Origin of the sequence: Afipia sp. OHSU_II-C1 (assembly GCF_000497575.1) — a bacterium.
Lineage (GTDB): Bacteria > Pseudomonadota > Alphaproteobacteria > Rhizobiales > Xanthobacteraceae > Afipia.
The window spans coordinates 174,223-184,693 of the sequence record NZ_APJI01000011.1; the positions used below are offsets into that span (position 1 = coordinate 174,223).

Here is a 10,471-nt window from a genome sequence, read left to right on the forward strand (position 1 = left end):
GGCGAAGCAATGACAGCGTTGTGTTATTGACGCCCGTCCCATGAACCTGCGGCATCGCCATGCGCCTGAAGATTTCTCACTCGACGACATACCGTTACGAGCCGCCGGCCACCGGCGTGATCCAGATTTTGCGCATGACGCCCGGCAGCCATGACGGACAATATGTCGCCGACTGGCAGATCGACGTCTCCACCGATTCACGCCTCGACGTGCATCAGGATGCGTTCGGCAATGTCACGCATGTGCTGACCCATGGTGCGCTCTCGGACCTGACCATCCATGTCGAAGGCCTGATCGAGACTCACGACACCGGCGGCGTGCTGCGCGGCACCGACGAGCGGTTTCCGCCGAGCCTGTTCCTGCGCGCGACCCCGCTGACCGAGGTCAATCCCGCGATGGCGAAGTTCGCCAGCGACCTCTACCTTGAGGCGGCAGGCGACACGCTGGGCTTCCTCCATGCGTTGATGCTTCAGATCAACGATCACATGACGTTCGACACCGATCCGACCAACGCCGGGACGTCCGCCCCCGAAGCCTTCGCGCTCAAGCGCGGCGTCTGTCAGGATTACGCGCACATCTTCATCGCCTGCGCGCGCAGTGCCGGGGTCCCCGCCCGCTATATCTCGGGACACCTGCTGCGCTCGGACGGCATGATCGCGCAGGATGCGGGACATGCGTGGGCCGAAGCCTATGTCGAAGGACTTGGATGGGTCGGCTTCGACGCCGCGAATGCGATCTGCACCACCGATGCCCATGTCCGGGTCGCCGTCGGGCTCGATTATCTGAGTGCCGCTCCGGCGCGCGGCACCCGCTACGGCGGCGGCACGGAAACCCTCGAAGTCGCCGTGCGGGTCGATCAGGCCGGACGGCAGAGCCAGAGCTGATTGCGAGCGAGATTCCGGTTTCGCGTCATTGCGAGCGAAGCGAAGCAATCCATATTGCTGCCGGAAGATGGATTGCTTCGTCGCTGGCGCTCCTCGCAATGACGGTAACTGTCATGCTTCTTAAGCCTGTCAAGCTCACCTCTCCCGTTGCCCCCCACGTCTCAGCCGCGTAGAAATGCGCGGTCTGGAGAATGGTACTGATGACCTATTGCTGCGGAATTCTGGTTCGTGACGGCCTTGTGATGATGGCCGACACCCGCACCAATGCGGGTCTCGACAACATCTCCACCTTCCGCAAGCTGCACGTCTTCAGCAGCCCCGGCGAACGCATCATGGCGATCGCCACCGCGGGCAATCTCGCCATCAGCCAGTCGGTGATTTCGACCCTGAACGAGGGGTTCGAAGACCCGATCACCGGCGAAGTCGAGACGCTGATGAACGCGCCGACGATGTTTCAGGCGGCTCAGCGGATCGGCCGGGCGATCCGCGAGGTGCACAAACTCGAGGGCAACGCGCTGCGCGCGGAAGACATCTCGTTCGACGTGTCGTTCCTGTTCGGCGGCCAGATCAAGGGCGCGCGGATGCGTCTGTTCATGATCTACACCGCCGGCAACTTCATCGAGTGCACCACCGATACCCCTTACCTGCAGATCGGTGAACACAAATACGGCAAGCCGGTGCTCGACCGCGCGATCTCCTACGACGTCGATCTCTACGACGCGCTCAAGGTCGGCCTCGTGTCGATGGACTCGACCATGCGCTCCAATCTCGGCGTCGGCATGCCGATCGACATCCTGCTGGTGCGTCCCGACGTGCTCGACGCCGAGGTGAACTATCGCATCGAGGCGGGCGAACCGTATTTCCATGATCTGCGCTCGCGCTGGTCGGCGGCGCTGCGCGCCGCGCATCAGAGCATTCCCCGTCCGCCTTACGGTCAGAAGACCTGACACCTGCCATACTAAAAATCAAAACAAGCCGCGGCAGCGGCGTAAAAAGGGAGAAACCAATGAAAGTCGCAATCGTCACCGGTGCGGGCTCTGGAATCGGACGCGCCTCGTCGCTGGCGCTGATGAAGGCCGGGTTCTCGGTGGTGCTGGCCGGACGGCGCAAGGATGCGCTGGAAGACACCGCGAAGCTCGGCAAGGATCTGGGCAAGAGCCTCGTCGTGCCGAGCGACATGACCGACCCGGCCTCGATCGCCGCGCTGTTCGCGAAGACCATGGACGTGTTCGGCCGTCTTGACGTGCTGTTCAACAACGCGGGCGTCGGCACACCGCCGGTGCCGCTGGAAGATCTCAGCCTGCAGCAGTGGCAGACCACGGTGGCGACCAACCTCACCGCGCCGTTCCTCTGCACCCAGCACGCGTTCCGCATCATGAAGGACCAGACGCCGCGCGGCGGGCGCATCATCAACAACGGCTCGATCTCGGCCTATGCGCCGCGTCCGTTCTCGTCGCCCTACACTGCGACCAAGCACGCCATCAGCGGCCTCACCCGCGCCACCGCCCTCGACGGCCGCGCCTATGACATCGCCTGTGGCCAGATCGACATCGGCAACGCCGCGACCGAGATGACCGAGCGCATGACCGGCGGCGTGTTGCAGCCACGCGGCGACACTATGGTCGAGCCGCGCATGGATGTGCAGAATGTCGCCGACGCCATCGTGTTCATGGCAACGCGCTCGCTCGATGCAAACGCCCTGTTCCTCAACATCATGGCGACCAAAATGCCGTTCGTCGGGCGGGGCTGACGGCAACACATATGCGTCAGCGGTTCAATTCCGCTGACGCCAGCTCCGCGACCCGCAGATCGACCTCCGCTGGATCACCGTCGTCGAGATACCAGGCCGCGGACAAGCCGGTCCACGCCAAAATCCAGCGCAGCATCCGCGCGCGTTCGACCTTCGCGGCCTTTGTGACGATCTCCAGCCGGCGCGCGAACCGTTCCGGGATGGTCGCGATCGGCCATTGCGGATGATCGAGGTCGGGATTGGTGAAGATGTTCGCGTAGTCGAACGCACGCTCACCGGTCAGATGCTTGGGATCGATCGCCAGCCATCCCCGCGCGCCGAAATCCAGCACATTGTTATGGTGCAGATCGCCATGCAGGACACAAACATCGCGCGGCTCCGCCAGCAGCATTCGCGCCGCCTCGGCGCTTTTCACGAGGATGCCGCCGTGTTTCGCCGCGGCGGGATCGAGGTCGCGAAACCATTGCGACAGGGTTATCAGGCCCGGCGGCGGATGTGATCTCGGGCTGTGAAGCCGCGCCGCAACGTCACAGAGAATTTTGGTGGCTTCGTCGTCGCGTCGGGTGCGCGCCATCAAAGCCAGCGACTGCGCGCCCTCCGCGCGCTCCAGCAGAACTGCGATGTCGTCGCGGGCCAGCACCCGCGCCGCGCCCTCGCCGTTCCACCATTGCATCACTGCGCCGCCAATGCGCTCGTCGTCGTGATCGGCGATCTTCAGCATGGCAGCGACGCCGCGCTGCCGGACCGGCAACAGGTGAGACGCGCGGGTGATAATGGGAGCGCCGTCGGGGATCAGCTCCCACGCGCGAAGGTAGGCATCGAACATCGCCGATACTTACGACATGGGATGCCGGTTCGCACCACCCTGCGGCAATCAGACGTAGCGCGCGTTACGCGGTGAGTTCGACCGTCTCGAATTCCGCAGGCAGGATCACTTCCAGCAACTCGCAATTGTCGGAGTAGTCGCGAATGAAGTGCTTGATGCGCGGCGGTTGCGTCCAGCAGCTTCCCTCGTTCATCGTGATTTCGCCCTGCCCTTCAAAGTAAGCCTTCACCCATCCCTTGAGGACGTAAACCATCTGAAAATCCACGCCGTGGAAGTGCAGCTTGGACACTTCCTTGGGGTCGCATGGTCCGATCAGGCGGATGACATGGGCCTGCGCCAGTCCGTGCGTACCCTTCGCGATGCCGAGGTCGCGATATTGCGCATAGGCGCGCAAGCCGTCAGCGCGAAAATCCTCGTCCCGGTGATGGCTGACAACGAAGCGCTGCTTCGGACGGGCTGGTCTGGGCGATGCGCGGCGCGCGGCCGGCGTGCGGAGTTTGCTCGGCTTCGCGCGAGCCGTGGATGCTGCGGCGGCCTTCTTGCGCTGCGCGGATTTTTTCACAGCCGCGGAGCGGGCCGCGGTTTTGAGCCGCTTGTCTGATCCCGCTGCTGCCGATTTTGTCTTGGCTGATTTTGTCTTGGCGGATTTTGTCTTGGTCGATCTTGTTTTGACCATGCGCGCCTCCCCTTTTTTGGCCCGCTGCATCCATGATGCAACGCGGCTCGGGAAGACTAACCATTGCCCGCCGCCTCGACAATGATCGGCGGGCACTCGCCTCGCGACGTTCCGTCAGTGCAACCGGAACACCCCGTCGATCGCCTTGATCTCGGCCGGCTTGATCAGCTTGGAATGGGCGACGGTGACCGAGACCAGCGGCCCGTCCAGCTTTTCCTGCCAGAAAGCGAGAAAGTCCTTCAGCGCCGGAAAGTTTGGGAACAGATCGTAGTTCTGCCAGACGTAGGATTGCAGCAGCCAGCGGTGATCGGGGCGCCGGTACAGGATCTCGGCCGTTGTCAGGCCGTAACCGGCGAGTTGCCGCTTGAAGTCCTCAGAGACGGTCCCTTGGGGGACCGGTGTTTTCGAGACCATGCCAACCTCCATGCCCGGCATGAAGAAAAGATGACGCAGTACGTTAACCAATCACAAGCTCAAAAGTTGAATAAAGTGTTAACTATCAAGGCACTAGCAGCATTGCCGCGGGACTGCTGATAGCGGGCGGCTGCAGGTTAATGATGCGGGAGAAGAATCTGGCAGCCGTCACACCAGAGTGCCAAATTTTCTGCTACAGACCCTTGCCCGGCACCCGCCATCGGCCTATGTCCGTGTCAGTCGCGGTAGCACTCGCCTACCCAGACTGCTAAATTTGCAAAAACACAGCGTTATCAATCCATTAGGAGGACTGCATGAAATTCCGTCCGCTTCACGACCGCGTCGTGGTCAAGCGCATCGACGCCGAAGAGAAGACCAAAGGCGGTATCATCATTCCGGACAGCGCGAAGGAAAAGCCTTCCCAGGGCGAGATCCTGTCGGTGGGTCCGGGCGGCCGCGACGAGGCCGGCAAGCTGATCCCGATCGACCTGAACGTCGGCGACATCGTCCTGTTCGGCAAGTGGTCCGGCACCGAGGTCAAGATCGACGGCCAGGAAGTGCTGATCATGAAGGAAAGCGACATCATGGGCGTCATCACCGATGGCAGCGCCAAGAAGAAGGCCGCTTAAGAGCGCCCTCTCCCACCCAAAATTCAATCTTCCTGACACCTAAGGAAAACCCAACATGTCAGCCAAAGAAGTCAAATTCGGCGTTGATGCCCGCGACAAGATGCTGCGCGGCGTCGACATCCTCGCCAACGCCGTCAAGGTAACGCTCGGTCCGAAGGGCCGCAACGTCGTTCTCGACAAGTCGTTCGGCGCTCCGCGCATCACCAAGGATGGCGTCACCGTCGCCAAGGACATCGAGCTTGAAGACAAGTTCGAGAACATGGGCGCCCAGATGGTGCGCGAAGTGGCCTCGAAGTCGGCGGACCTCGCCGGTGACGGCACCACCACCGCGACCGTTCTCGCCCAGGCCATCGTGAAGGAAGGCGCCAAGTCGGTTGCCGCCGGCATGAACCCGATGGATCTGAAGCGCGGCATCGACCTCGCGGTCGAAGCGGTCGTCGCAGACCTCGTCAAGAACTCCAAGAAGGTTACGTCGAACGACGAGATCGCCCAGGTCGGCACCATCTCGGCCAACGGCGACAAGGAAATCGGCGACTTCCTCGCAAAGGCCATGGCGAAGGTCGGCAACGAAGGCGTCATCACCGTTGAGGAAGCCAAGTCGCTCGACACCGAACTCGATGTTGTCGAGGGCATGCAGTTCGACCGCGGCTACATCTCGCCGTACTTCGTCACCAACGCCGACAAGATGCGCGTTGAATTCGACGACGCCTACATCCTGATCAACGAGAAGAAGCTCTCCTCGCTGAACGAGCTGCTCCCGCTGCTCGAAGCCGTGGTGCAGACCGGCAAGCCGCTGGTCATCGTCGCGGAAGACGTCGAAGGCGAAGCCCTCGCCACCCTCGTTGTGAACCGTCTGCGCGGCGGCCTCAAGGTCGCAGCCGTGAAGGCTCCGGGCTTCGGCGACCGCCGCAAGGCCATGCTGCAGGACATCGCGATCCTGACCGGCGGCCAGGCGATCTCGGAAGACCTCGGCATCAAGCTTGAGAACGTGACCCTGAACATGCTGGGCCGCGCCAAGAAGGTGATGATCGACAAGGAAAACACCACCATCGTCAACGGCGCCGGCAAGAAGGCCGACATCGAGGCGCGCGTTCAGCAGATCAAGGCGCAGATCGAAGAAACCACTTCGGACTACGACCGCGAGAAGCTGCAGGAGCGTCTGGCCAAGCTCGCAGGCGGCGTCGCGGTGATCCGCGTCGGCGGAGCGACCGAGGTTGAGGTGAAGGAGCGCAAGGACCGCGTTGATGACGCGATGCATGCGACCCGTGCGGCTGTTGAAGAAGGCATCGTTCCGGGCGGCGGCGTCGCCCTGCTCCGCGCCTCCGAGCAGCTCAAGCGCATCAAGACCCAGAACGACGACCAGAAGACCGGCGTCGAGATCGTCCGCAAGGCGCTCTCCGCTCCGGCCCGCCAGATCGCCATCAACGCTGGCGAAGACGGCTCGGTCATCGTCGGCAAGATCCTCGAGAAGGACCAGTATCACTACGGCTTCGACTCGCAGACCGGCGAATACGGCAACCTCGTCTCCAAGGGCATCATCGACCCGACCAAGGTGGTGCGTGCGGCGATCCAGAACGCGGCTTCGGTTGCTTCGCTCCTGATCACCACCGAAGCGATGATCGCTGAAGTGCCAAAGAAGGGCGGCGCGGCTGCTCCGGGCGGCATGCCCGGCGGCGGCATGGGCGGCATGGATTTCTGATCCACGCCCCTCAGGCAGTTACAAGAATGCGAAACCCCGGCAGCGATGCCGGGGTTTTTGTTTGGACCCGCTCTTGCCGCGCCCGCTCCAGCCTTCAGTCCGCGTGCTTGAGAATCGTCTTCAGCAGGCCCGGAAAGCGCGCGTTGATATCGGCCTCGCGCACGGCGTTGCGATGCTCGACGCCCTGCTTGGTGGTGTGGATCAGGCCCGCCTCGCGCAGCACGCGGAAATGGTTCGACAGCGTCGACTTGGCCATGTCCGGGCATGGCGCTGCCGCTGTGCACGACATGCAATCCTTCTGGCCGATCAGCCCTTTGACGATCATCAGCCGCGTCGGATCGGCCAGCGCGGCGAGAACGCCGGCCAGCGTGATGTCCTGCCTCGCGGGGTGAACGAACTGCACCATAAAAAATAATATAGGCCGCCCCTTGATCTGGTTCAATAGTTCAATACTTCCGAACTACTGAAACAATGATCCATAACGGATCGACAGGACAAGTCAGGGAACACGATCATGACAAAGAAACTTGAAGGCAAGATCGCGCTGGTCACCGGCGCATCCAAGGGCATCGGCGCGGAAATCGCGCTTCAGCTCGCAGCGGAAGGCGCCAGCGTCGCCGTCAACTACGCGTCGAGCAAGCAAGGCGCGGACGATGTGGTGGCGAAGATCAAGGCCAAGGGCGGCAAGGCCGTCGCCGTTCACGGCAACCTGTCGGACGCCAAGGCCGCAAAGTCCGTGGTCGCGGAGGCCGTGAAGGCGCTCGGGCCGATCGACATTCTGGTCAACAATGCCGGCGTCTACGAATTCGCCCCGCTTGAAGCCATCACGCCGGAACACTTCCACAAGCATTTCGACCTGAACGTGCTGGGTCTGCTGCTGGTGTCGCAGGAAGCCGTGCAGCACTTCAACGCGAACGGCGGCAGCATCGTCAACATCTCGTCCGGCGTCTCGACCATCACGCCGCCGGGTTCGGCGGTCTACACCGCGACCAAGGCGTCGGTGGATGCGATCACCTCGGTGCTGTCGAAGGAGCTCGCCGCGAAGAAGATCCGCGTCAACGCGGTCAATCCCGGCATGATCGTCACCGAAGGCGTGAAGTCCGCGGGCTTCCATGAAGGCGAGCTGCGCACCTGGATCGAAACCGCCACCCCAATGGGCCGCGTCGGCAAGGTCGAGGAGATCGCCTCGGTCGTCACCTTCCTCGCCTCCGAGGGCGCGTCCTACATCACCGGCGAAACGCTGCACGTGACCGGCGGGTTCAGGTAAGCGGCGGCCTGCCCCAACGGCCTCCGAGTGGCGATATAGGCGGCACGGACTTCTGAGAGAAGTCCGTCATTCCGGGCGCGGTGCGGCATTCTTCATGCCGCTCCGCAGACCCGGAATCTCGCTCCACGAATACGAAATGCAAAACCCCGGCAGCGATGCCGGGGTTATTGCCGAGAGGACAATTTGGCTAAAAGTCTGGTTCTATCCGCCTCGGCCAATTGCTGCTCATAACAAATTTTCTCGATCCCCAACGATGCAAATGAGGGAGAATTCCAGGGCCCCAAGAAAATGGTTTGGTACCACTGAAACCAAAGCTACCTTGCAACTCAGTGTTTGTATTGTAAGCATCAATAATTCTATCGATCTGGTCGTCACTAACAGCATCAATAGCGGGAAGAATGAGAGAAAGTGCATTTCCCCTATCAAAGCTAGAGCATCGCGAAAGCGCCCCAATGTAAGCGCTCAGCATTCTGTCGCTCTTTATCAGAAGCTTCACAAGCTCCTCGGGCATAGACGCCCAGTCAGTTGTAAGGCCTTGAAATTTTCCAAGGAAACCATACGGGTCTCTTTCGAGTCTTACCGCAACGATAGGCACCCCTCGAGCTAGCGCGTAGCCGACTTCCTGATCCGTCCAATTACTCTCGTGGAATTCCTTAGTCATCAACGCAACGAACCCATCCATCGTGGCTAAAGCATTTTCAATTTCGTCTTGCCATTCTTTAGTTGGATGGATGTCCTCATGCGCAACAAATGCGGAAACTCCGTAATGTCGCAACGCCTCTTTAACAGCGGCAGTTTCGCGTTTGACTTCCGTTTTGTGACTGAAGAAAAGTCGAAAGTCGTTTTCCGTCCAAATTCGCTTGGCAGCTTCAGTGCCAACCTGCCTGGTTCCCGTTACTAGTAAACCAGACTCTTGTCGCCAGTTGCTTTCTTCTGGAAGATCCATCTCCAAGAAAACGCCGTCGAAAAACTCATTTTGAACGTTATGAAGCTTATTCAAGTCTTCTGAGATTTGCCTTTGAACTTCTGCCTGCTGATTGATATTTGCCAAATAAATTTCTTCCGGTACCGTAAGCCGAATTGCGTGCCCTGACGTACCACCATTCCAATTATCGTAACTGTATCCCTCTTCGACAAAAATCTTCGCGTTGACGATAATGTTTTGAAGCGGCCGCTTTCCTTCTTGAGCATACAACTTAGATAACGCTGCCATGCAGCGTTCAATTTTGCTCGGCAGTTGATAGGATGTCGTGCTAGCCACGGATTTTCCTCAAACTTCTATAACAAAGCTTTCCGCCGAAACACTGCGACGTAACAGGGCCATTAGCCACGCTCGTCGCGAATTTTTTTCCACTCGGTCAAAATCGCGCGATATTTTTGAATAAAGAGCACTCTTTCATTTCCTTGGAGAGGGATATCAACCGGCCTAAAGTACGCACCACGCAAGACATCTAGAATTCGAAAATCATCGATGCCAAATTCCATCAGTGCCTCTTGCATCGCCCAAAAACCAAGACGCGCTCCTTCTATAGGAAGGACGGGGTTCTCGGCAAAATACGGATATATCGCCCGACCTGTCCCATCCCAAATTTTGACAGCGAGAATGTTTTCTACTTTTACGATTGCGCCTAGCTCGTCGAGAGAAAATTGCCCCTTAGCTGTTTTAGGGTTGAATTCAAATTTTTCATTTCGCCATCTAATTTTTCCTTCCCACACACTCAAAAACCCGTTTGTCAAAAGCGGGTAGAGACGTTGGCGAGTTTTGTTACTAGCAACACGGATTTTTGTTTGTTCTCTTAAATCAAGAGTACCAGCTACGTGGTTTTTTGCATCAGCCCAAAAAGGCCCGTGAAAATCACCACCAGAATCTTGTTCTTCCAAATCCTTTTTTTCCTCGGTTCGAACATCCTCGAGGAGAATTCGTCTTTGTATGTTTGGTTTTGCGTAAAACAACCGTAGCAGTTTTCGCAGATGAATTTTTTCAATCGACATCAAAGCATCCCTAAATGATGAAATGAGTTATCCGCAGTAGTCGAGATTCGCTAACGCAACGTCGCTTTGGTTGAGTTATCCCGCTTATCCACAGACATAAGATGATTATCCACTGCATTGACTTTCCATTGCCTTAGGACTATATTCCTTCTCATCCCGCCCCGTCATGAGGGGCGTTTCGCGATCGTCACGATACGCGGGGCGGGATGCGGTGGCCGCGTGCGGTGTTCGAACGCGGGCCGGATGATCGGGCGCACGCATCGCAAGAGGCCGCGCTGTTTCATCCTGCCCCGTTGACGACCACACCGTTCGCGGACGGCCCAAGGCGTGTCAT

The 10,471-nt window shown here is 59.4% G+C and carries 12 protein-coding genes; 6 read left to right on the plus strand and 6 right to left on the minus strand.

Annotated elements, in window-relative coordinates:
* The first annotated feature begins 59 nt into the window (after window positions 1–59).
* The 3 genes from I554_RS0112750 (at window position 60) to I554_RS0112760 (ending at window position 2,634) form a co-directional block, all read left to right on the plus strand.
* A complete protein-coding gene (locus tag I554_RS0112750) occupies window positions 60–884 on the plus strand; it encodes a transglutaminase family protein (protein ID WP_024574905.1) in 825 nt (274 codons plus the stop codon).
* 200 nt (window positions 885–1,084) lie between these two features.
* The gene (locus I554_RS0112755; protein WP_024574904.1) at window positions 1,085–1,831 is read left to right on the plus strand and encodes a proteasome-type protease; all 747 of its coding nucleotides are present in this window, start codon (window positions 1,085–1,087) and stop codon (window positions 1,829–1,831) included.
* A 59-nt stretch (window positions 1,832–1,890) separates the two neighbouring features.
* Window positions 1,891–2,634 carry an SDR family oxidoreductase gene (locus I554_RS0112760; RefSeq protein ID WP_024574903.1) on the plus strand — a complete coding sequence of 248 codons (744 nt, stop codon included), beginning with the start codon at window positions 1,891–1,893 and terminating at the stop codon, window positions 2,632–2,634.
* 16 nt (window positions 2,635–2,650) lie between these two features.
* Here I554_RS0112760 and I554_RS0112765 read toward each other — a convergent pair whose 3' ends face one another.
* The 3 genes from I554_RS0112765 to I554_RS0112775 form a co-directional block, all read right to left on the minus strand.
* Window positions 2,651–3,460: an aminoglycoside phosphotransferase family protein gene (locus I554_RS0112765; protein WP_024574902.1), complete on the minus strand. Its 810-nt coding sequence runs from the start codon at window positions 3,458–3,460 to the stop codon at window positions 2,651–2,653.
* A gap of 64 nt (window positions 3,461–3,524) precedes the next feature.
* Complete coding sequence (locus tag I554_RS0112770; RefSeq protein ID WP_024574901.1) at window positions 3,525–4,136, minus strand: cupin domain-containing protein; 612 nt, start codon at window positions 4,134–4,136, stop codon at window positions 3,525–3,527.
* A 114-nt stretch (window positions 4,137–4,250) separates the two neighbouring features.
* Window positions 4,251–4,550 carry an usg protein gene (locus I554_RS0112775; protein WP_024574900.1) on the minus strand — a complete coding sequence of 100 codons (300 nt, stop codon included), beginning with the start codon at window positions 4,548–4,550 and terminating at the stop codon, window positions 4,251–4,253.
* Window positions 4,551–4,864: 314 nt separating this feature from the next.
* Between I554_RS0112775 and I554_RS0112780 the strand changes: the two genes are divergently transcribed.
* Both I554_RS0112780 and groL read left to right on the plus strand, forming a co-directional pair.
* Window positions 4,865–5,179, plus strand: a complete 315-nt coding sequence (locus I554_RS0112780; RefSeq protein ID WP_006021276.1) for a co-chaperone GroES — start codon at window positions 4,865–4,867, stop codon at window positions 5,177–5,179.
* A 55-nt stretch (window positions 5,180–5,234) separates the two neighbouring features.
* Complete coding sequence (gene groL / locus I554_RS0112785) at window positions 5,235–6,878, plus strand: chaperonin GroEL (protein ID WP_024574899.1); 1,644 nt, start codon at window positions 5,235–5,237, stop codon at window positions 6,876–6,878.
* Between the two features lie 94 nt (window positions 6,879–6,972).
* Here groL and I554_RS0112790 read toward each other — a convergent pair whose 3' ends face one another.
* The gene (locus I554_RS0112790; RefSeq protein WP_024574898.1) at window positions 6,973–7,284 is read right to left on the minus strand and encodes a helix-turn-helix domain-containing protein; all 312 of its coding nucleotides are present in this window, start codon (window positions 7,282–7,284) and stop codon (window positions 6,973–6,975) included.
* A 108-nt stretch (window positions 7,285–7,392) separates the two neighbouring features.
* Between I554_RS0112790 and I554_RS0112795 the strand changes: the two genes are divergently transcribed.
* Window positions 7,393–8,145: a glucose 1-dehydrogenase gene (locus tag I554_RS0112795; RefSeq protein WP_024574897.1), complete on the plus strand. Its 753-nt coding sequence runs from the start codon at window positions 7,393–7,395 to the stop codon at window positions 8,143–8,145.
* Window positions 8,146–8,332: 187 nt separating this feature from the next.
* Here the strand turns inward: I554_RS0112795 and I554_RS0112800 are convergent, their stop codons facing one another.
* Window positions 8,333–9,406, minus strand: a complete 1,074-nt coding sequence (locus I554_RS0112800) for a toll/interleukin-1 receptor domain-containing protein (protein ID WP_196812807.1) — start codon at window positions 9,404–9,406, stop codon at window positions 8,333–8,335.
* A 62-nt stretch (window positions 9,407–9,468) separates the two neighbouring features.
* Window positions 9,469–10,137 (minus strand): hypothetical protein, encoded by a 669-nt coding sequence (locus tag I554_RS26865; protein ID WP_024574895.1) that lies wholly within the window; start codon window positions 10,135–10,137, stop codon window positions 9,469–9,471.
* Between the last annotated feature and the right edge of the window lie 334 nt (window positions 10,138–10,471).

Coding starts and splice junctions, on each gene's coding strand:
- I554_RS0112790 (WP_024574898.1), bottom strand. CDS start 7,284: ATGGTGCAGTTCGTTCACCCCGCGAGGCAGGACATCACGCTGGCCGGC.
- I554_RS0112775 (WP_024574900.1), bottom strand. CDS start 4,550: ATGGTCTCGAAAACACCGGTCCCCCAAGGGACCGTCTCTGAGGACTTC.
- I554_RS0112795 (WP_024574897.1), top strand. CDS start 7,393: ATGACAAAGAAACTTGAAGGCAAGATCGCGCTGGTCACCGGCGCATCC.
- I554_RS0112780 (WP_006021276.1), top strand. CDS start 4,865: ATGAAATTCCGTCCGCTTCACGACCGCGTCGTGGTCAAGCGCATCGAC.
- I554_RS0112770 (WP_024574901.1), bottom strand. CDS start 4,136: ATGGTCAAAACAAGATCGACCAAGACAAAATCCGCCAAGACAAAATCA.
- groL (WP_024574899.1), top strand. CDS start 5,235: ATGTCAGCCAAAGAAGTCAAATTCGGCGTTGATGCCCGCGACAAGATG.
- I554_RS0112755 (WP_024574904.1), top strand. CDS start 1,085: ATGACCTATTGCTGCGGAATTCTGGTTCGTGACGGCCTTGTGATGATG.
- I554_RS0112750 (WP_024574905.1), top strand. CDS start 60: ATGCGCCTGAAGATTTCTCACTCGACGACATACCGTTACGAGCCGCCG.
- I554_RS26865 (WP_024574895.1), bottom strand. CDS start 10,137: ATGTCGATTGAAAAAATTCATCTGCGAAAACTGCTACGGTTGTTTTAC.
- I554_RS0112765 (WP_024574902.1), bottom strand. CDS start 3,460: ATGTTCGATGCCTACCTTCGCGCGTGGGAGCTGATCCCCGACGGCGCT.
- I554_RS0112760 (WP_024574903.1), top strand. CDS start 1,891: ATGAAAGTCGCAATCGTCACCGGTGCGGGCTCTGGAATCGGACGCGCC.